At 40.6% G+C, this 20,378-nt stretch carries 19 protein-coding genes and 1 pseudogene; 3 read left to right on the top strand and 17 right to left on the bottom strand.

Features of this window, described 5'->3' with window-relative positions:
• Positions 1-53: 53 nt before the first annotated feature.
• The 6 genes from dexB to RDY04_RS02360 all read right to left on the bottom strand — a co-directional run bounded on the left by dexB (position 54) and on the right by RDY04_RS02360 (position 7,219).
• Positions 54-1,664 carry a glucan 1,6-alpha-glucosidase DexB gene (gene dexB, locus RDY04_RS02385; RefSeq protein WP_303950433.1) on the bottom strand — a complete coding sequence of 537 codons (1,611 nt, stop codon included), beginning with the start codon at positions 1,662-1,664 and terminating at the stop codon, positions 54-56.
• Positions 1,665-1,895: 231 nt separating this feature from the next.
• Positions 1,896-3,200, bottom strand: coding sequence for a HAMP domain-containing sensor histidine kinase (locus tag RDY04_RS02380; RefSeq protein WP_303950430.1), 1,305 nt, complete (start codon positions 3,198-3,200; stop codon positions 1,896-1,898).
• Positions 3,197-3,850 carry a response regulator transcription factor gene (locus RDY04_RS02375; protein WP_003094788.1) on the bottom strand — a complete coding sequence of 218 codons (654 nt, stop codon included), beginning with the start codon at positions 3,848-3,850 and terminating at the stop codon, positions 3,197-3,199. Before RDY04_RS02375 ends, RDY04_RS02380 begins: the two co-directional genes overlap by 4 nt.
• A gap of 71 nt (positions 3,851-3,921) precedes the next feature.
• Positions 3,922-5,298: an ABC transporter permease gene (locus RDY04_RS02370; protein ID WP_303950428.1), complete on the bottom strand. Its 1,377-nt coding sequence runs from the start codon at positions 5,296-5,298 to the stop codon at positions 3,922-3,924.
• 13 nt (positions 5,299-5,311) lie between these two features.
• Positions 5,312-5,944 (bottom strand): ABC transporter ATP-binding protein, encoded by a 633-nt coding sequence (locus RDY04_RS02365; RefSeq protein WP_303950426.1) that lies wholly within the window; start codon positions 5,942-5,944, stop codon positions 5,312-5,314.
• Between the two features lie 15 nt (positions 5,945-5,959).
• Positions 5,960-7,219, bottom strand: a complete 1,260-nt coding sequence (locus tag RDY04_RS02360; protein ID WP_303950423.1) for an ABC transporter permease — start codon at positions 7,217-7,219, stop codon at positions 5,960-5,962.
• Positions 7,220-7,527: 308 nt separating this feature from the next.
• Between RDY04_RS02360 and RDY04_RS02355 the strand changes: the two genes are divergently transcribed.
• Positions 7,528-9,012, top strand: coding sequence for a DUF1846 domain-containing protein (locus RDY04_RS02355; RefSeq protein WP_303950422.1), 1,485 nt, complete (start codon positions 7,528-7,530; stop codon positions 9,010-9,012).
• Between the two features lie 220 nt (positions 9,013-9,232).
• Here the strand turns inward: RDY04_RS02355 and RDY04_RS02350 are convergent, their stop codons facing one another.
• Positions 9,233-9,577, bottom strand: coding sequence for a hypothetical protein (locus RDY04_RS02350; RefSeq protein WP_303950420.1), 345 nt, complete (start codon positions 9,575-9,577; stop codon positions 9,233-9,235).
• Between the two features lie 249 nt (positions 9,578-9,826).
• Here RDY04_RS02350 and RDY04_RS02345 point away from each other — a divergent pair, with 249 nt between their 5' ends.
• Complete coding sequence (locus RDY04_RS02345) at positions 9,827-11,020, top strand: ferric reductase-like transmembrane domain-containing protein (RefSeq protein WP_303950417.1); 1,194 nt, start codon at positions 9,827-9,829, stop codon at positions 11,018-11,020.
• 51 nt (positions 11,021-11,071) lie between these two features.
• Here RDY04_RS02345 and RDY04_RS02340 read toward each other — a convergent pair whose 3' ends face one another.
• Genes RDY04_RS02340 through dhaK form a run of 4 tightly spaced genes read right to left on the bottom strand, consistent with a single transcriptional unit; the run spans position 11,072 to position 14,044 of the window.
• The gene (locus tag RDY04_RS02340; RefSeq protein ID WP_303950415.1) at positions 11,072-12,055 is read right to left on the bottom strand and encodes a Gfo/Idh/MocA family protein; all 984 of its coding nucleotides are present in this window, start codon (positions 12,053-12,055) and stop codon (positions 11,072-11,074) included.
• Between the two features lie 14 nt (positions 12,056-12,069).
• On the bottom strand, positions 12,070-12,444 hold the full coding sequence (dhaM, locus tag RDY04_RS02335) for a dihydroxyacetone kinase phosphoryl donor subunit DhaM (RefSeq protein ID WP_303950413.1): 375 nt from the start codon (positions 12,442-12,444) through the stop codon (positions 12,070-12,072).
• Positions 12,445-12,447: 3 nt separating this feature from the next.
• The gene (gene dhaL / locus RDY04_RS02330; RefSeq protein ID WP_303950410.1) at positions 12,448-13,023 is read right to left on the bottom strand and encodes a dihydroxyacetone kinase subunit DhaL; all 576 of its coding nucleotides are present in this window, start codon (positions 13,021-13,023) and stop codon (positions 12,448-12,450) included.
• 31 nt (positions 13,024-13,054) lie between these two features.
• Positions 13,055-14,044, bottom strand: coding sequence for a dihydroxyacetone kinase subunit DhaK (gene dhaK, locus RDY04_RS02325; RefSeq protein WP_303950407.1), 990 nt, complete (start codon positions 14,042-14,044; stop codon positions 13,055-13,057).
• A gap of 325 nt (positions 14,045-14,369) precedes the next feature.
• On the opposite strand from dhaK, the gene RDY04_RS02320 reads away from it, so the two are divergent.
• Entirely contained in the window at positions 14,370-15,629 is a 1,260-nt protein-coding gene (locus tag RDY04_RS02320; RefSeq protein ID WP_303950406.1) for a threonine/serine exporter ThrE family protein, read from the top strand.
• A 145-nt stretch (positions 15,630-15,774) separates the two neighbouring features.
• Here RDY04_RS02320 and RDY04_RS02315 read toward each other — a convergent pair.
• From RDY04_RS02315 to RDY04_RS02290, 6 genes and pseudogenes are all read right to left on the bottom strand, one after another.
• Positions 15,775-16,102: pseudogene (locus RDY04_RS02315) on the bottom strand (bacteriocin immunity protein).
• A 290-nt stretch (positions 16,103-16,392) separates the two neighbouring features.
• Positions 16,393-16,614: a hypothetical protein gene (locus RDY04_RS09555; RefSeq protein WP_303950644.1), complete on the bottom strand. Its 222-nt coding sequence runs from the start codon at positions 16,612-16,614 to the stop codon at positions 16,393-16,395.
• A gap of 421 nt (positions 16,615-17,035) precedes the next feature.
• On the bottom strand, positions 17,036-17,158 hold the full coding sequence (locus RDY04_RS02305; protein ID WP_303950402.1) for a hypothetical protein: 123 nt from the start codon (positions 17,156-17,158) through the stop codon (positions 17,036-17,038).
• Between the two features lie 481 nt (positions 17,159-17,639).
• The gene (locus tag RDY04_RS02300; RefSeq protein ID WP_303950400.1) at positions 17,640-19,025 is read right to left on the bottom strand and encodes an MFS transporter; all 1,386 of its coding nucleotides are present in this window, start codon (positions 19,023-19,025) and stop codon (positions 17,640-17,642) included.
• 25 nt (positions 19,026-19,050) lie between these two features.
• Entirely contained in the window at positions 19,051-19,461 is a 411-nt protein-coding gene (locus tag RDY04_RS02295) for a MarR family winged helix-turn-helix transcriptional regulator (RefSeq protein ID WP_303950397.1), read from the bottom strand.
• Between the two features lie 129 nt (positions 19,462-19,590).
• On the bottom strand, positions 19,591-20,154 hold the full coding sequence (locus tag RDY04_RS02290) for a sugar O-acetyltransferase (protein WP_303950394.1): 564 nt from the start codon (positions 20,152-20,154) through the stop codon (positions 19,591-19,593).
• Positions 20,155-20,378: the final 224 nt, after the last annotated feature.

Below are 20,378 nucleotides of genomic sequence, written 5' to 3'. Positions count from 1 at the left end.
GGAAAGAATAGAAAAAATGGTCGCCAATAATTAGTTGACAACCATTATTCTTTCTATTTCACCTTGACACAAATGGCATCCCAGGCTTGGAGTTTGCCTTGGTCTACAATTGGTCTCAGTTCGGTATTTGCGATGACGACTTCTGCTTTGCCAAAATCATAATCAAAAATTTGTTCTTGGTCTGATAGATTGACTGCAACTAGATAGCTGCTATCTTGGGTCTTACGAATATAGGCAAAGACCTTATCAGCTGTCTCCAAGAGTTCAAAGTCTGCATCTACCAACCAATCCTGTGTTTTGCGAAGCTCAACCAGTTTCTGATAAGTATAAAAAATCGAGTCTGGATTGGCAAGTGCTGAGGCAACATTGATAGCCTTATAGTTAGGATTAACAGCTAGCCATGTTTGTTCTGCTGAGCTAAAACCAGCATTCTTACTTGTATCCCACTGCATTGGTGTTCGAGCGTTGTCACGACCCACCTGACGGATTTGGTCCATGATACTTTCTAGTAATGCCCCTTTTTCGAGAGCTTCTTTGGCATAATTGAGAGATTCAATGTCATTCAATTCTTCCAAAGTTCTAAAAGGATAATTGGTCATGCCGATTTCTTCACCTTGATAAATGTAAGGTGTTCCCCTCATGAGATGTAGGAGAATGGCCAAGGCCTTGGCTGACTTCTCACGATAGACACCGGTATCTCCCCACATTGAGAGGACACGAGGCAGGTCGTGGTTATTCCAGAAAAGTGAGTTCCACCCTTGTCCCAACTCTAACTCAGTTTGCCATTTATTGAAAATAGCCTTAAGTGCTGAAACATCCAACTCCTTCTCATACTCCCATTTAGGTCTATCTGGCTTATGCTGAAGTCCAATATGTTCAAACTGGAAAACCATAGAGAGTTCTTGATTATCAGGATTTGAATACTGTTTAGCAATTTCAGGTGTCGCTCCCCAGGTTTCACCAACGGTTAGAAGGTCATGCTTTCCAAAGCTCGCCTGATTCATTTCCTTGATGTAATCGTGAAGCCTTGGACCGTTTGTGTCAATCAGTTGATCTGGAATCTTACCAATCATATCAATCACATCCATGCGGAAACCACCGATTCCCTTATCAATCCAGAAATTCATCATGTCATAAACTTTCTGGCGCAACTGTGGATTTTCCCAATTGAGGTCTGGCTGTTTCTTACTAAAGAAATGCAGATAATATTGGCCTGAGGTCTCATCATATTCCCAAGCGGATCCACCAAAGATAGACACTAACTCATTAGGTTTGTCTCGCCAGATGTAGAAATCTCGTTCAGGACTTTCTGGATTTTCACGCGCTTCGATAAACCAAGCGTGCTCATCAGAGGTATGGTTCACCACCAAATCCATGATAATTTGAATATCACGCTTTTTGGCTTCCGCCAAAAGCTCATCCATGTCACTCATGTCTCCAAAAATGTCCGCAATAGCCTCATAGTTAGCGATATCATAGCCATTGTCATCCATTGGACTGTCATAGACAGGCGAAAGCCATAGGGCTGTGATTCCGAGTTTTTGAAGATAATCTAGTTTACTTGTAATCCCCTTGAGATCACCGATTCCATCACCATTAGAATCCATGAATGATTTAGGGTAAATTTGATAAATTGTAGCCTTATGCCACCAGTGTTTTTGCATGATTCTACTCCTAGTATTTATTATCATCCTGAGTCTGACAGTTCTATTTTACATTTTTCCAGAATTTATGCAATCGTTTTCTTTTATTGTTTAAAACATTTCAATGACCTATACTCCAGACTCCTTAAATTTTTGGTAATGTTGAAAAACAATAGAGTTGAAATGTAAGGTTAGCCTTTAATTATTTTAACAATACAAAAAAGCGATAGTTAATACCTTAACCGTCGCTTTTTACTTTTTGGGCAAGACCATAACAAAGCGCCTACCCGTAGGACTTTCCTCAAATCTATAACTAAGTTCCTCATGTTCTAGAAGGTATTTGACCACAAAAAGTCCTAATCCTCCTTCTTTCTTAGATTGAGCTTTAGTTGAAGTATTTTCTTTAGATACAATTGTATTTTCAATGACAAAATCGGTTCCTCCATTTTCTAAAGCTATTCGAACCACTCCACCCTTATCAGAATGCTTGACGGCATTACTGATAATATTTGAGAGAACCAATTTCAAAATAGCTAAATTCATGAAAATACTAGTTATCGGAAGATAATTTTCAATTGATAGGGAGCGAGTCTCAACCAACACTTGATTTTGAGTGAGTATGCGATTTACCAGATCATCTAACTGGATCCACTCCTTTTCACCACCTAATTCTTGGACAGAAGATAGGGACAGAATTTCCAGGACGATCTGGTTCATCTCATCGACGATATCGAGGGAGACCGATAGGTAGCGGTCCCGATCCTTGTAGCGACCAATATTATCTCGCATATTTTCTAGGATAATTTTCAAGCTAGCTAGAGGCGTCTTGAGTTCATGCGAAGCCCCTCTTAGAAATTCGACTTTCATCTGCTCCAACTTCAGATTTTCCTGTTTCTGCTGCTCTAGATTGTCTATCACTTCTAAAAGGTGGTGATAGAGGTCGTTGATGTGTTGCTTGAGGACGCCGATCTCATCCTGCGAGTCAATGGGGAGACTGGCTGTCCGATCCAGGCGCTTCATCCGCTTGGTCATCCGCTTGATCTCAAGGATTGGAGCAGAAATCATGCGGGCATAGAGATAGGATGCAATCAACGACAGAACAAAAGAAGCAAGGAGTGTATAGGGAAGAAAGCCCAGACTGATATCTCGCGCTTCCTTTTGCGAATCGACGGTCGCTAAGAATTGCAAGGTTAAGTCTTGTCCTTCTTTAGTCTGAATTTTTTGCTCTTCAATGACCAGGGAATTATTCTGGCTGTTAGGGTTTACGAGTAGGTCATCCTTGACCTCTATGGCATTTTGTTTTTCCTTGCCCTTGATAGATATCTTGATATCATTAGTCTTGGAATAAAGTTCGATGACCGACTCAACAATCCCTTCTTCCTGGCCTTGGAAGCTCTTAGCCAAGGCCTGTGATTTCTTCAAAATCGTCTGGCGCTGGGACTCGATATAGGTCGATGGGAAAATAAAGTAAACCGAAGCGTGTAGAAGGATGACTAAGCCACTAAATAGGGCAAAGGTGATCAGAAAGATCTTTGCAAAGATACTCCGTTTGGTCATGGTCTCTCCAATTTATAGCCGACATTGCGTACCGTAACGATACAGTCCAGCTCTAGTTTTTTTCGTAGTTCCTTGATATAGACATCGATCACCCGGTCAAAAGGTATCTCCTCAGTCTCCTTCCAGACGGCATCAAGGATCTGAGATCGGGTCCTGGCCTTGCCTTCATGCTGGAGCAGGTATTCCAAGATTTCCAATTCCTTGGCGTTCATGGAAATAGCTTGCCCAGCTAGGCTGGCGGTATAACTCTCAAAATCCACCCGCACATCTCCATATGTGAAAACCCGGGAAGGTTGGAGCTTTTTAAAAATAGCTTCGATACGGACTCTCAATAGAGACAAGGAGAAGGGCTTTTCTAGATAGCCATCTGCCAACTCTCCAAAGGCTGTCAACTTATAGTCCTCGTCATGGAAGGCCGTCAGCATCAAAACAGGGACCGAGCTAGTCTTTCGGATGGTCTTGAGGACTTCCAGACCATTGAGGATTGGGAGCTGGATATCCAGCAAGACAAGATCGGGCATCTCCCTGTAAAAGAGGTCCAGGGCCTCATGGCCATCACCTGCTTCAAAGACCTCATGGCCACATTCCATGAGATAGTCGCTCATCCCTTCTCGAATCAGGACTTCATCTTCTACGATTAGTATCTTCATGCATTATCCTTTTAATCTATATATGGTCTCTTTCTTCCATTATACCGTTTTTTATAGATGCAGCAAACTTATCATTCAACATCAACTAAAAGGTCCTTGGGTTTCTTGTGAAGAAGCCAGCGAGAAGAAATCAAAGATACTAAGCTTAAAATAAATCCACCGACTAGAATGACTACCAAAAGTTGCTTAGGTTGGACTGTCATGTGAATCTGAGTTAGAGTCTTACTGAAGCTTTCTGCCTCAGCCCCTCCACCAAGATTTGCAGCTAGAGATTCTTTGGTCATTTGCTTATTGATACCCTCTGTTACATTGGAAAGGACTGTATTACCAACTTTTTCGGCAAAGAAACTAGCTAAACCATATGACAAAAGAAAGGCTGGTAAGGCAATCATCAGCAATTCTATTAAAAATTGACCCGCAATCTGTGTCTTTTTAAGTCCCAAGGCCAAAAAGATACCAACTTCTCTACGACGAGCATTTAACCATAAAATTAACAGAAGGGTTAGCAATAAACTTGTAAAAATGAGACTTCCAATAAACATACGGTTTGCCACACGATACATCCCAAGAATAGATTTCTGTAAAGCAGGGTAGTTTGACGAGCTCTTAACAAGATCGTAGAGGGACCAGTTAATATTCAACTTTTTAATCTTTGCTATCAAGGAATCAAGATTTTGATCGCCTTTAGCAAAGAAAGTAGCATCCTCATAAGTGGCAGTTTCTACAGTATTACCATAGAGTTTTGCTACTGTGTCTAGATCAGTGATGAGGGTGTTTTCATACAACTCCTGAGCATAGGTAACGGCTGCTTTATTTTGACCAGAAAATAAACCTTTGATAGTCACTTCTACTGTTTCATCAGCCTTTTTTTCGTTATCAGCATCATAGAGATTAGATTTAAGCTTTACTTTATCTCCTACTTTAAGACCATTCTTTTTAGCTAAACCTTCGTGCATCAAGATTTGATTATGATCCTTATCGGTTAGATGTTCTCCTTCAACTAGTTTATAAGCACCTGAAACAAATTTGTCTTCTTTTGATGAGTCATTGACTCCTGTCAACATCAAGGTAGACTTAAAATTTTTAGCACGTTCTGGCGACTGATTCTGTAGCGTTTGCTCTGTTTCGATAATCTCATAACCTAGTAAATCACCAATACCATTTATCCGTTTTATAGTCGAAACAATCCCTTTAGTCTCACTAATCTTTTTAATATCTTCTCCCTTAAGATTTCCAGCCCCTCGAGGAGTTCCAGGATTCGTGTTACGATTAATCTGCATTGAAAAACTATTGGTAATTGACCCTAGACTCTTGGATGCAGCTTCTTGGGTTGCACTTCGCATAGCAAGTCCTAACAAACTAAAAGTACTCATTAAAAGAATAATAATTAACAGTAATAGTGACTTTGACCATTTTCGTGTAATATATGCAAAAGCGTTTCGAAACATAAGAGTCCTTCCTTTATTTTTTCTTTTCTATGAGTTGTTTCTTCTTCAACTCTAAAATCACATCAGATGCCTGAGCAACTTCCTTACTGTGCGTAACAACTATGACACATTTTTGGCGATCTAAGGCCATTCTTTTAAGGATAGCAATAATATCCTTCGCAGTTTCCTCGTCTAGATTTCCTGTTGGTTCATCTGCTAAGATAATTGGAGCCTCTGAAACCAAAGCCCGCGCAATAGCTACACGTTGTTGTTGTCCACCTGAAAGTTGTAGGACATTTCGATTAATTTGTTTTTCATCTAATCCCAATTCAGAAAGTATCTTCCTATCGGCATTTTTATTAACAAGTCGTACATTTTCTAAAGGTGTAAGATAATCAATGAGATTGTAATTTTGAAAAACAAGCGCAACATGGTGTCTACGATGATAACTAGAGCCTTTTTTCTTGATATTTTCTCCATTAAACAGGACCTGCCCCTTTTTGGGATAATCAAGACCTGCCAAAAGGGAAAGTAAGGTCGATTTTCCCGCTCCAGATTGCCCAATAATACTATAAAATTTACCTTTCTCGAAACGATAATTCACCTTCGAGAGGATAGCTTCACTTTTATTTTGATAACTATACGTAACATTTTTGAGTTCTAACATAGTGTTCCTTTCTCCTTAACTCATATTAGATAAGATTTCTTTTGGAGTTTTGCGCCAAATGAGACCTGTTGTCACACCGAGCGATAATATTACCAAGACTAGAAGACTTAGATAAGATTGGCCTAAAGGTAGTCCCTGAGGAATTTGATCTAATAACTGAAGAGCCTGCTGCTGTCCTTGCTGTCCTATAAATTCTTCCAAAAACAGTCGACTTAGTAGCCGTCCAATAGCAAGGGCAGGTAGCAAAGACATAAGGGACACCAACAATATCTCCATAAGAAATTGAGCAAAAATGCGTCCCTTGCTCTTCCCAATTGCTAAAAGAATGCCTATCTCATGGTTTCGCTCACGCGTCCATAGTGCCATTAAAAATGAGAGGATCCCTGCTCCTGTAACAATTAAACTAATCATCATCGTTCTGACGATTCCTTGTAACGCTTTAGACGATTCCTTCAAGGAGTCAAAAGCCCTATGGTCCTCGTCTAAACGTAGACGATTCCAATCGATATTCAATTGTTCCACTTGTTTAATGACTTGATTGATTCTATCTGGATTCTTAATACCAAAGGATAATTTTGTCACTAACTTATCAGTCAAATTAAGCAGTTGGCTACCATCGTCATAATGGAGGAAGATTTGATTTTCACTTAAATCTGAGGACATTCCAGTAAATGTCTCCTCCTTCTTGCCAGAAAAAATGCCAACGATATTAAAGGTCATTTCCCTAGCTCCACTTTCAGTCATCTGGAAATTGGACAAGGTCAGCTTATCTCCGACGCTTAGCTTATTTTTCCTAGCAAGCGATTCATGAATCATAATTTGCCCCTTACCAGATATGTGCTTCCCCTTAAGGAGTTTAAAAGCACCACTCCTAAAATCAACACTTTGGCCTGTTTCCTTAGTAAAAGTAGCTCCCAAGGCTTGATTAGCCTCATTATCAAGATCATCACGTTCCACCGTTTGTTTTCCTGTAACTACCTTCTTATCGATAAGCCGCACCGGACTTACATATTGAGGTATCGTTGAAATAACATCAGATAGATGACTAATCTTTTCCCCCTCTTTCCAGGAAAAGGCACTGCCTCTTTCTTTACTTACCAGATCAAAACTTGCCCCACTTGACTTCCTGATTTGTGCCTCCATTCCTCCACCAACTTGCATAAGAGAGAAACAAAAATACAAGCAAGATAATATCAAAAATAAAATAAGAAAAAGGATAAAATTCCGCGTTTTTTTGCGAAAAATATAAGCAGTTGCCTGTTGTAAGAGAACCATCTTCCACCTCCATTTAAGACATTGGCCCTCAGCTACACCAAAGATAAATGAGGACTCTTTCATTTTTCTTATCCTAATTATAGACGACAAATGTGAAACCTTTATGAAATTAAATATTCTAAAGTGATTATTATCTAAAAATCTAACTGCTGAGATGAGAACTCCAATTAAATAATAACTCTAAAGGACTATCATAAAAAATACGTTTCATGATTGACTGTCACCTCTTTTTCTCCAATAAATCGTCCGTCGCTAATAGCATTTACCTTCGGCATTTGATATAATTTTTTTCAGAGGTATTTTTATTTATGAAGAAACAAGCTTTTAGTTCTGAACAGTATTTGAATCTGCAACGCAACCATATTTTGGAGCGTATTAACCAGTTTGACGGTAAGCTCTACTTGGAGTTTGGTGGAAAGATGTTGGAAGATTTCCACGCTGCCCGCGTCCTTCCTGGTTATGAACCTGACAATAAAATCAAGCTCCTTCAAGAGCTCAAAGATCAAGTCGAAGTGGTCATCGCCATCAATGCTAGCAATATCGAGCACTCTAAGGCTCGTGGTGACCTTGGCATTTCCTACGATCAAGAGGTCCTTCGTCTGATTGATAAATTCAACGAGCTCAATATCTACGTAGGTTCTGTTGTTATTACGCAGTATTCAGGTCAACCTGCGGCTGATGCCTTCCGTAACCAACTGGAAAAAAATGGTATCACATCTTACATCCACTACCCTATCAAGGGCTATCCAACGGATATGAACCATATCATTTCTCCTGAAGGTATGGGGAAAAACGACTATATCAAGACTAGCCGTAACCTTATCGTCGTTACTGCTCCTGGTCCTGGTTCTGGTAAATTGGCGACATGTATGTCTAACATGTACCACGACCAAATCAATGGTATCAAGTCAGGTTATGCTAAATTTGAAACCTTCCCAGTTTGGAATTTGCCACTTCATCATCCAGTCAACTTGGCCTATGAGGCTGCTACTGCGGACCTTGATGATGTCAATATGATCGACCCATTCCACTTGGAAACTTATGGCAAAACTACAGTAAACTACAACCGTGACATCGAGATTTTCCCAGTCCTTAAACGTATGCTTGAACGCATTCTTGGTGAGTCACCTTACGCTTCACCTACAGATATGGGTGTTAACATGGTTGGTTTTGCCATTACAGATGATGAGGCTGCCAAAGAAGCTTCTAAACAAGAAATCATCCGTCGCTACTATCAAACTGTACTTGATTTCAAAAATGAACGTGTTCCTGAGACTGCTGTCAAGAAGATTGAATTGCTAATGAACGATCTTGGTATCACACCTGAAGATCGTCAAGTGGTCGTTGCAGCACGTGCTAAGGCTGAAGAAACAGGTGGTTCTGCTCTTGCCCTCGAATTGCCAAATGGCCAAATCGTCACTGGTAAAAATTCAGAACTCTTTGGTCCAACTGCTGCTGCTTTGATCAACGCTATCAAGACTTCTGCAGGCATTACTAAGAAAACGAAACTCATCGAGCCTGAGGTAGTTAAACCAATCCAAGGACTGAAAGTTGACCATCTGGGGAGTCGTAATCCTCGTCTCCACTCCAACGAAATCCTCATTGCCTTGGCCATCACAGCTGCCAACAATGCGGATGCGGCGCGTGCCATGGAGGAACTTGGTAACCTTAAGGGTTCTGAAGCTCACTCGACAATCATTCTTACTGATGAAGACAAAAATGTTCTCCGTAAACTTGGTATCAATGTGACCTTCGACCCTTACTATCAATACGACAAATTGTATCGTAAGTAATAAATCACTAGAAACTTCAAAGACCTCAGTTTTAGCAACTGAGGTCTTTTAGAATTGCATTTAGTTGGGTAAAGAAAAAAGGGAAACTCTATCGAGTTACCTTTTTGATAACTAATTTTTCGTCTCAACCCGTTCCTAATAAAAAGGGAGTGGCCTAGCATTATTATGAAAAAATGAGTTAAAGATATCAAACAGAGGGCTAAGCCACTCCCGATTCTAATCAGCCTACGATTTCTAACTTGAGAAAAGGTAAGCTAAAAAGCAAAATTATAGTAGATAGGACAGCAACAAGTGGGAGGTAACGACCTTCAAAAAGGTAGAGAAGCAATGGAGCTATCGCTATGAAACGATTTAGAAAATTGCTAGTAACCCGAACGGTTTGTCCATCCTCCACAGTAATAGTATTGGACTTGTAACCCAATTTACCAACACGCAAACGGGCTTTTGATGACGGTAGGGAAACAGTCACTGCTTCCACACCTGAAACCGTCCCGACAAGACTAGTGTCTACTCGAATGGGACTCTTTCTAGCCACCTTACTAGCTTCTATTGTAATACTAGCCACTAAGTATCTCCTCTTCCTATCTTCTACTTATAGTATACACTTTTCGAAACGCCTTCACAAGATAATCGACTATTAAATCAACGTTTCTTGACAATCATTTTGCCTTTTCAAAAGTATTGGATACCTTGATTACTATATCACTATCAGCTTTTTTTCAAAAAATTAATTATTTTTGACAGGAAATCTATTATAAGATAAAATGTAACGACATCAGTTACAACCAATTGGTAATAATGGAAAGAAGGTTACATGAAATCATATAAAGGAATTCTCCTACTAACCGTAAGTATTGTTCTGACGGTCTACGCCTGGCTAGCAAGGGGCATGACAAACTTCGTCGCTCCTGGTCTAGCTTTAACAACCTTATCATGGACTTTTATGTTGACAACTCGATTACGAATTTTAGAAAAACTCTTTAACGGAATTGAAAAAATGTACGCTGTCCACAAATTTCTTGCCATCTTATCAGTTGTTCTTCTAGTTTTCCACAACATCGGTATGGGGAGTCTATGGGGTTCCCGTCTGGCTGGTCAGCTAGGAAACCTTGGTATTTATACTTTCTTGGCTATTGTGGTTCTGGCCTTTCTTGGTAAAAGTCTCAAATATGAAACTTGGCGGTGGCTTCATCGTTTGGTTTACTTAGCCTATATCTTTGGTCTCTTCCATGTCTACTTGATTTTGGGACAAGTATTAACTAAGCCAAGTCTCTTATCCTTGATAGTTGGGGGCTTCGCTATTCTTGGTTTAAGCTCAGGATTTTATATCATCTTCCTTTACCAAATTATTGGTTTTAAAAATCGTGGGAAAATTGTGGGCTTAAAACGTATAAACCATGATACAACGGAAATAGCCATTAGGTTAACACGTCCAATGGATTATCAGTTTGGTCAATTTGCCTTTATTAAGATACTTCAAGATGGTTTTGAGAAGGCACCTCACCCTTTCTCTATATCAGGTGGACATGACAATATTATCTATTTTACCGTTAAGGCTTCAGGTGATCATACCAAACAAATCTACAAGGAGCTCAGAGTCGGAAGTCCTGTAGCAATCGACCGTGCCTATGGTCATATGTTGCTAAATCAAGGTCGTGACAAGCAAATTTGGATTGCAGGTGGTATCGGCATCACCCCTTTCATTTCCTATATCCGTGAAAATCCAGTCCTTGATAAGAATGTCGACTTCTACTACGCCTATACAGGTGAGCATAATGCTGTCTATCAGGAGATGTTAACTGCATATGCTGCAAAAAATAGAAATTTCAAACTTCACACTATCAATAGTCAAGTAGATGGTTATCTGGACTTTACTGACTATCCTCTCACTGATGACACAACTGTCTTTATGTGTGGTCCAGTGAAAATGATGGAAGCATTTTCTAAAACCTTTACGGCAAACAATCCAAAGGCTGAGCTCGTTTATGAGGGGTTTAGTTTTAAATAAATTAATAAGACTCAGCAAAAACTGAGTCTTTTTGAGTGAATCGGTAAGCTACTATTCTTCTTCTGGGTAGACCAAGCCCCAGTCTTTGCGGAGTTGGGTCATGAGCTCCATGACATCTCGACTATAGTTGAGATAAAGATGATTTTCTTGACCTGAGACGGCTGCTTCCATGTCTAGGACCTCATACTGGAGGGCTTTGGCAGTTTCTCCTGCTTCGATGACTTCTTGTGAGCCATCTTCCGTATAGGTGATGACCGCTTTTTGCCCACGTGGGTATTCGTAGAGTTCGATATAGCCCTTGTCATAAGCGATAGTGCCACGTTTTGGTTGTTTAGCATGAAGACTTAGCGTCACCGTTGCCATTTCCCCTTCTGCATTGGTAAGAAGAATACCCGCTTGTTCATCAACACCAGTTGGAGCTAATTTAACCTGTGAAACCATCTCTGTCGGTTGCGACGTCATGAACCAACGTACAAAGGAAAGGGCATAAACTCCGATATCAAGTAAAGCTCCACCAGCCAAGTTACGATTAAAAAAGCGGTTGGTCATGTCATATTCTTTATAAGAACCGAAGTTCATCTGGATAACCTTAAGTGGGCCTAACTTACCACTTTCCACGATTTCAGAGAGTTTTCGATAGATAGGCATATGGAAAATGGTCATGGCTTCTGCCAGTTTAACATGGTTTTCTTCGGCGAGTTGAATAGCTTCTGACAATTCCTCACTATTTAGGGTGATAGATTTTTCACAGAGGACGTGCTTGCCAGCTGCTAAGGCCTTGCGAAGGTAATTAATATGCGTATTGTGAGGCGTTGAGATATAGATAATATCCACTTCAGGATCTTCAAAAACTTGGTCAATCTCCTCATAAACCTTTTCAATGCCATATTTTTCAGCGAAGGTTACCCCCTTGTCATAGGTACGATTGGCAACGGAATAGAGTTTACCACCTAGGGCCTCCAAAGCTTGTGCCAATTCATTAGCAATAACGCCAGTTCCAAGACTAGCCCAGTTGTACTTAATTTGCTTTGTCATAGTTTTCCTTTATTCTATTTTTGAATAATCAATTCATTAATCTGAGATAAGATTTCAACTTCACTCGCTCCTGCCTGAAGCAAGGCTGCAGCCGCATAGGCCCCCTCAATAAGGGGGACATGTTGAATGAGAATATCCTTATCTGAAAATTCCTCAAGCATTTCCAAGTTCATACGAGCACTGCCTAGGTCGTAAAAGGCCAAGAGTCGGTTGGCTGGCTGACTATCCACAGCCACTTGCACATGGTCAAAGCTAGATCCCAAGCCACCATCTTCCAGACCACCTGTAGCCGTCAAAGGGATATCTGGAGCGACTTCACGAATCAGACTCACCAAACCTTTAGCAATATCCGCAGAGTGGGACACAATAACAATTCCAAGTTCTGGCATATCCTAGCCCTCCGCTTCTATCAAGGCTTTGAAGAGTAGACCAGATGAATAAGAACCTGGATCAATGTGACCAATAGAACGCTCACCTACATAAGAGGCACGCCCCTTGGTAGCCGCAACTTCCTTGGTTGAAAGAACAGCTTGATCAATGACATCATTGGTGAGTTGACCTTGTTTGACAGCTTCAACAACTGGATGCCAAACATCCACCATGGTCTTTTCACCAACTTGTGCATGGCCTCGTTTTTTAATCATCTCGAGTCCTGCCTCAAGCACTCCTGTCAAATCTTGACCAGCTTGTTCAGCCTTCATCATACCCATAAAGGCAGACCCATAAAGAGGACCTGAAGCACCACCAACCTTACTAATCAAGGCCATAGACACTGCCTTAAAAACTTCGGCTGCACTTTGTGGTTCAGTAGTGTTAATAGCCTCAATGGCTGCCGCCATACCACGCGCCAAGTTAGCACCATGATCACCATCGCCAATAGGACCGTCTAATTCAGACAAGTGGTCTTTTTCTGCTTCAACCCTTTGATCAAAGCCTTGCATCCATTTTACTGCAACTGTTTTATCCATAATATACCTAATTTCTAGTTTTCATGTCAGACTACCAAGCAATGGTCTTAACAGGACTCTCCAGAGCTTCAAGCCAAGCGTCATCTTCAATCTTCATGAGCGTCAATGAAAGACCTACCATATCAATCGATGTCATGTAATTACCTAATTTTTTAAAGGCTACATCTAGTCCAGCATCTCCAAGAATGCTTGCTACATCATTAGCAAAGACATATTGCTCCATAAGAGGTGTCGCACCCATACCATTGATGAGAAGGGCATAGCGTTCACCCTCCTTAGCCTCAAAGGCTTCAAGGAGTTTCCCTGTCAATTCTTCAGCTAACTGGCGAGATGGCTGCATAGACTCCTTACGATAACCTGGCTCACCATGAATACCAATACCATATTCAATTTCATCCTCAGCTAGGACAAAACCAGGCTTACCAACCTCAGGAACCGTCGCACCGCTAAGGGCCAAACCAATGGTGTGGATATTAGGAACAATCTTGTCAGCCAAATCTTTGATTTCAGCCAGAGACTTACCTTCACGAGCCGCATGACCTAGGATTTTGTGAACAAAAATAGTACCAGCAACCCCGCGACGACCTTGTGTATAGAGGCTATTTTCCACAGCAATATCGTCGTCAACAACAACGCTAGCAACCTCGATGCCTTCCATTTCAGCCAATTCTTGAGCCATCTCGAAATTCATGATATCGCCAGAGTAATTTTTAACAACCATGAAGACACCAGCACCTTGGTCCGCTTCCTTGATGGCTTCCAAAATTTGATCAGGCGTTGGTGACGTGAAGACAGCACCTGCAATGGCTGCCGAAAGCATACCATCACCTACAAAACCAGCATGAGCTGGCTCGTGACCACTTCCGCCACCAGAAATGAGACCAACCTGACCAGCAACCTGCTCATTTCTTGCGATGATGTCAAAACCTTCAACACGATGCACCAAATCACTGTGAACATAAGCCAAGCCATCTAGCATCTCTGTCACAACATTTTCAGGTTTATTGATAATTTTTTTCATGGGATTGCCTCCTTTTCAAAGGTATCAACTATTTGCACTTACATTGGCTTCCTTCTGTGATTGCTCTTTCCCTATAAACAAAGGAGTTCAAGTTTTTTTGAGAAAGAGAACGTAAAAATATGTAAACGCATACATTTTATAATTTAATTGTAGCATTTGCCTCTATCAATAGCAAGGCAAAAGGCAAGACCTCCATTTTCCTGACCTCTATCATTAAGCAGAAGAAAAATCTCATAGAAAGTCCTATTTTAGTCGCCAAAGCTATTGAAAAACCACCATTCAAACCTTATAATGGAATGACAAATTAAGCGATAAGGAGGTTCAAATGACCATCGATTTCCCAAGAGAGACAGAAACTAAAAACGAAATGGATGCCGTCCTTCAGGCAGGTCGTATCCTTATGGAGAGCGGTGCTGAGATTTACCGTATTGAAGACACTATGGGACACATGGCTAAGTCTCTTGGCATCAGAGACTTCTCCACTTACGTGGTCAATCGAGGGCTCATGATCTCCGGACTCAACCGCTCAGGTCTTAAGGAGTCTCGTGTCCTAGCTACCTCAGCTCCTTCTATCCATCTGGGCAAACTCGAGGAAGTTAACCGCCTATCTCGTGAACTGGCAGAGCAGCCAAATCAGCCTGTATCAAGCATTTTTCAAAAGCTGAAAACCATAGAACAAAAGACTTTCTATCGTCCTTTAGAGGACATTATAGCCTGTGTCATTGGTGCAGGAAGCTTCTCGCTAGCCCTTGGAAGTGGCTGGATTGATGGAACTGCTGCGGCTATATCGGGACTTTTTGTAGGGATTGGTATGCAGCTCTTTTCACGTTTTATTCATACCAGTTTCTTGCAAATTATCCTCTCTAGTGCCATTGCTGCTTTATCAGCCAATGTTCTCTACTATCTAGGAATCGGCCATCATCGTAGCGTGATTATCCTGGGAACCTTGATGATCTTGATTCCTGGGGCCTACTTTGTTAATGCCATCCGAGAATTCACCCAGAACAACTACTATAGTGGTCTAGCCCTGATGTTGTCAGGGGTCTCCACTTGTCTATCTATCTCTGTCGGTGTTCTTGCCATGATTTCCATTCTTCCCTTTGCAGAACAATTATCAGGCATGTTCTCTACACCGTCCACCTCATGGCAGGAGGTCTTGATTCAGACCTTCATGGCTGGACTGGGGACAGCAGCCTTCTCCGTGCTTTACCGAGTGCCTAAGAAATACTTCTTGGACCTCGGAACCCTAGGTGCAGGCTCATGGCTCCTCTACCTCTTGATTTGGAACAATACCCATCACGAAGTCTTAGCCATCCTCTTCCCTGCCCTTCTGGTCACTTTCATCTCACGCTTTTTGGCCCGCTACCGTAGATGTCCAGCTACAGTCTTCCTAGCCTCAAGCATGTTCCCACTCATTCCAGGAATGAGCTTCTACCGTGCCATCTACTTCCTATTGATTGGAAATGCAGACCTAGGCCTCAGCTTCCTACGATCTTGTTTCCTAGCCTCATTTACCATCGCCATCGCCGTCAGTTTGACACAACAAATCCCTAGCCATTATTTTGTACTAGGGAAGAAGAAATAAATTGTTGAAAGCCATTGGTTTTGTATACCAGTGGCTTTTTTGATATCTCAATTAAGTAATCAATAGCAAAAAACAGAATACAACTTAGTCGGTTCAATTCAGGTGATCTTTTTGGTCATTTTACTAATCATCACAAGCAGATAAATCATTTAAAAGACAAACTGCCGAGTGATGTTAACCCTCTTGCTAGATTAATGTTACGCTCTGATTTTTCTTGGAATTCTGTGAGCGTCTTACTCAAGTCACTCACTCCAGAACTCAGTGATTTCCCTTTAGAAAGATTGCGGACTGCTAGAGCCTGAATAGCTCTCCTTAATTCTGCAAGAAGTTCGTCATTATCCTTCTTCCCAACTTCTATTTCATTTTTAAACGTTACGAGCAACTCTCTCATTTTCAGTTGTTTCTGGATTTATAATAAGATTATAGATATTGTTTAAGATATCCGTATTTTGCGTGTTATTGCTTTTTGTCATTTAGCTCACTCCCTAAATAAGTCCTGCTTTTCTCAAGGTAACCATTTGATTTAAACTATCATCGAATTCGGGAAAAAATGCTATTTTGGTGAGCACACCTATATTCTTTTTTTGAAAAAGATTCTACGCTTTTCATAAACTACTGTCAAGACTATTTCGAAAAAAGTCTAAATAGAAGTACAAAAAAAGACCGTTTTCACGATCTTTTTCTTGAGAATTTTCCCTCGTCATAGTACTTGTAACAACTGCCGACCTTAACGGCCTTGCCTTTGTATTGGATACCATTTTCATCAAAGTATTTGAGGTAAACCACCGTCCGCACGAACTTGGCCGATAGCTAGTGAACCTTCTTGTTTAAAGTACATCCACTGGTCATCACCTACTTGGAGGTAGCATCCGCTAGCGAGAATACCTGAGCCTGGCTCATAGTAATACTTAATGCCATTTTCCTCGACAATTTCACCCTTAGCTTGGCTACCATCTTCCTTGAAGTAATAGAGATTTCCATCAATATACTGACGCCTGTGACACGGTTACCTTCTTTATCAAAGTAGTTCCATGCCTTAGTTGCTGGGCTGTAGACAAAGATGCTACGTCCGATTTCGCCTGCTTTTGTGATGTAGCGAGCCTTACCATTTTCAAAGATAATAGAATCTGAACGATTGCTGTAAGCCGTACCGATAACACGAATAGAGTGCTTTCTTTTAATTATATGAGCAACAATTCTATTAGGATTTGGAAAAAAGAAAAGGAAGTCGACCAACTACCAACTTCCTTTTTACCTATTTTTTATAATTTCTTCTCTACTTTAAGAAAACTTTAGGCTTTGCTTTATATACTATAACCATCCTAAAACTTTTCTTTTTCATAATCTCCTAAGTCCAGGGCACAGGTCCTGGATTTTTTGCGTGAACAAAAATTATGAAATTTGAATCAAAGCTTTTCTTTTTTTTTTGACTGACTAATCATCTCTATAAAATAGGCATGAACCTTTGTATCACCTGTTAATTCTGAATGAAACGAGTTGACCAGCATATTTTTTTCTTTAGCTGTCACGATAGCTCCGTTGACTTAAGCTAAAATCTCAACTTCTGGTCCTATGGTTTCAATGATTGGTGCATGAATAAAGACTATAAGAATCTCACCAATTCCCTTTTCGAAGCATTTCTTCCTATAATATAATTGTTTTTTTGCCTCTTATTATTGACTATCTTATTCGTAAAGAGCCCGCTTTTATTGAAAATGTCTCAGCACTTCAAAATATTCACCCTATACAAGAAGGTTCTATTAAACTTCTAAACCTCTTACCGATAAGTGAAGTCAAAAGTCCTAGGAAGAAAAATTCCTCGTAGAAACCGTTAAGCAATCCGTAGGACATTGATCTTTCCTTCTATTATCTTCATCGAAGACTGTTTTTCTTTAAGTCTATTATAGATAAAAAACTTTAAATCCAACTATTATTTTCAGTAAAATTAGCACTTGGTTAAAGAAAAGAAAAAGCAAGGGAAAGCATGTTTCCTTTGCTTCAATCTCTTTATTAATCATTCTTTTTAACAACACTAATTAAGACAAGGAGTTGGAAAATGGCTAGAGCAAATAGGACCATAAATCCGTTTCGACTTCCTTGTGCTGTTGCTTGCGCAAAGTCAATCTTGTGATTGGCTTGACTCATAGCAACAATTAGAGAGGCTAACGTTGTTCCCACTGCTCCTGCAAATTGTTGGAGTGTGTTAAAGATGGCATTAGCATCGGCGCGTTGATCAAGTGACAGTTGTTTCTGTCCATTGGTCATGACATTACCAAAGGAAACGCCAATCCCCGTCATGAAAATCATGTAAAAGACGAGAATCAAGGTATTTGAAAGAGAGAGTCCGAACAAGCTAAATAGCAACTGAGCAAGTACGATAAAGATTGCTCCAATCAGAATCGGTTTACGAGCTCCCATCTTATCTAAAATGATACCTGAGAACGGAGCGAACCCTGCACCAATAATGGCACCTGGAAGCAACATTAAGGCTGCAGAAGTTGTATTCGAATGGTTAACCAACTGCACATAGTTTGGCAGGAGGAAACTCATCGCAAGGGATCCCAATTGAACAGAAAAGAAAGCTATGATATGACCGGTCAGTTTACGATTTTTCAAAATGGAGAGGTTGATAATAGGCCTGTCCAATGTTGTTGAACGCCAAATCAAAATGACAAGACCTAAGATACCAATCAAAAGCCAACCTAATACTGAGAAACTGAAGAAAGCATGATCAGCAATTCCATGAAGGCCTAAAATCAAGCCCAAGAAAAGAAAGATGGTAGCCAGTAGACTGAGGATATCTAAAGATTCACGTTGCACCTCACTCTTTTGCTCAATCGAGCGAAGCCCTGCAACCAGTGAAGCCAAGAGAATAGGAAACTGAACAAGGAAAATAGAACGCCAACCAAAGTGTGCCGTTAGAAGACCCCCAACAGTTGGGCCAATGGCTGGTGCAACTGCTGTAATCAGTGTACCAACCCCCATCATAAGACCAATCTTACGGCTTGGCACCTGCTCCAAAATGATGTTAAACATGAGAGGTAGGGCAAAACCAACACCCATCCCTTGAACTAATCGTCCCAAAACAACAAAGCCGAAACTAGGTGCTATAAAGTCGATAAGAACACCTAAAATAGACAAGAGATTTGCGACCAGAAAGATGGTTTTCATCCTAAACGAGCGCTTGAGATAGGCAGATAAGGGAACCACGCAAGCCACCACTAGGAGATAAATGGTTGTAACCCACTGTACCGTTGACGTATTGACTGAAAATGCCTTCATCAATACAGGAAAGGTGATGTTCATAGCTGTTTCACCAGCTACTCCACAAAATGAAAGGATTCCTGTCGCAAAGATGGCACACAGGACCTTGGTGGAGATTTTTTCGTCTGACATAAGTATTTGTTCCTCCTAGATTAACTTAAATATTACGGTAGTGTTGTAAGATTTTGAGAAAGACTTCTCGCTCTTTAGCTGAAAATTGCTGGGCAAACTCTTCTTCCTCTTTTCGAAGATAAGATTGACAGGCAGAAGCGATGTTAAGGGCTTTATCCGTGAGAATAACCGCCTTTTGCCTAGCATCTTTTGAAGAAGTGTGGCGTTCAATCAAGCCTTTCTTCTCCATCCGCTGTAAGAGCACTGTTGTTGTTGACCTTTGAATCTCAAATTCGTGCTCAATGTCACGTTGAAACACCTCATGATCAGCATGATTGGTTATAAAATCGATAATGGCCATCTGATTTCCAGTCAAATCATATTGTTGGGCAAACTGATCAAAGTGGCGCATCATGTTGTTATTTGCTTGCTTCAACAAGCGTCCAAAATGGTCCAAAAAATTACTCCTTAATTATATTGTTAGCTAACTAACAATTAATAGTATAGAAGAATTATCAACTAAAGTCAATAGATTCTTTCAAAAAATAGAAAAACTCAAGTATCTAGAATTCTTGAGTTACTTCATTTAGTCTTTCTTTACAGGAATTTCCTTAATCACACGCGCTGGATTTCCACCAAGAACCACGTTGTCGCCAAAAGACTTGGTCACAACGGCTCCTGCTCCAGCTACTACGTTATCCCCTAAAGTCACGCCTGGGAGGATGGTTACACCTCCACCAGCCCAGAAATTATCGCCAATGGTAATTGGTGCTCCATATTCAATGACTGAATTACGCTCAGTTGGATCAAGCGGATGAAGCGGTGTTAAAAACTGACAATTGGGACCAATCATGGCATTGTCACCAATAGTGATGGGACAAATATCCAGCATGGTCAAATTCCAGTTGGAGTAAAAATTTTCACCCAGATAGATATTTACACCGTAATCCGTAACGAACTGAGGATTCATGGCAAGGTTGTCACCAGTCGAACCAAACCAAGATTTGACAATCTCTGCCCTCTTGAGACGGTCAGGTTCAGCATTAAAGGCCATTTGCTTTTCTCTAGATTTAGCTGCTAAAGCACGTAATTCAGGATCGCTAGGTTTATAAAAATCACCTGCTATCATTTTTTCATATTCTGTCGGCATGGCATTCTCCTCTTATTGCTTCTTCTCCTATATTGTAGTATAGAAGTGATGTTACCACAAGCGAATGTGTGCTGTAAAAGTAAGTAAAGTCCTTTCATACTTTTATCATATTTAGTAATTTCCGTAACCTTAAGACAATTCATTAACAAAAAAATCTAAGTGCTCTATGCAACTTGAGATTTTCTTTCTGTCTGGGCATGCCTGAGTGTTTCAGGTTTTTTAAT

It is taken from the genome of uncultured Streptococcus sp. (genome assembly GCF_902463925.1).
Lineage (GTDB): Bacteria > Bacillota > Bacilli > Lactobacillales > Streptococcaceae > Streptococcus.
The sequence above is the reverse complement of the archived record's forward strand: the minus strand, read 5'-3'. Positions and strand labels throughout refer to the sequence as shown.

Coding starts and splice junctions, on each gene's coding strand:
- RDY04_RS02345 (WP_303950417.1), top strand. CDS start 9,827: ATGAAATCATATAAAGGAATTCTCCTACTAACCGTAAGTATTGTTCTG.
- dexB (WP_303950433.1), bottom strand. CDS start 1,664: ATGCAAAAACACTGGTGGCATAAGGCTACAATTTATCAAATTTACCCT.
- RDY04_RS02320 (WP_303950406.1), top strand. CDS start 14,370: ATGACCATCGATTTCCCAAGAGAGACAGAAACTAAAAACGAAATGGAT.
- RDY04_RS02340 (WP_303950415.1), bottom strand. CDS start 12,055: ATGACAAAGCAAATTAAGTACAACTGGGCTAGTCTTGGAACTGGCGTT.
- dhaL (WP_303950410.1), bottom strand. CDS start 13,023: ATGGATAAAACAGTTGCAGTAAAATGGATGCAAGGCTTTGATCAAAGG.
- RDY04_RS02300 (WP_303950400.1), bottom strand. CDS start 19,025: ATGTCAGACGAAAAAATCTCCACCAAGGTCCTGTGTGCCATCTTTGCG.
- RDY04_RS02365 (WP_303950426.1), bottom strand. CDS start 5,944: ATGTTAGAACTCAAAAATGTTACGTATAGTTATCAAAATAAAAGTGAA.
- RDY04_RS02375 (WP_003094788.1), bottom strand. CDS start 3,850: ATGAAGATACTAATCGTAGAAGATGAAGTCCTGATTCGAGAAGGGATG.
- RDY04_RS02290 (WP_303950394.1), bottom strand. CDS start 20,154: ATGCCGACAGAATATGAAAAAATGATAGCAGGTGATTTTTATAAACCT.
- dhaK (WP_303950407.1), bottom strand. CDS start 14,044: ATGAAAAAAATTATCAATAAACCTGAAAATGTTGTGACAGAGATGCTA.
- dhaM (WP_303950413.1), bottom strand. CDS start 12,444: ATGCCAGAACTTGGAATTGTTATTGTGTCCCACTCTGCGGATATTGCT.
- RDY04_RS02380 (WP_303950430.1), bottom strand. CDS start 3,200: ATGACCAAACGGAGTATCTTTGCAAAGATCTTTCTGATCACCTTTGCC.
- RDY04_RS02360 (WP_303950423.1), bottom strand. CDS start 7,219: ATGGTTCTCTTACAACAGGCAACTGCTTATATTTTTCGCAAAAAAACG.
- RDY04_RS02370 (WP_303950428.1), bottom strand. CDS start 5,298: ATGTTTCGAAACGCTTTTGCATATATTACACGAAAATGGTCAAAGTCA.
- RDY04_RS02355 (WP_303950422.1), top strand. CDS start 7,528: ATGAAGAAACAAGCTTTTAGTTCTGAACAGTATTTGAATCTGCAACGC.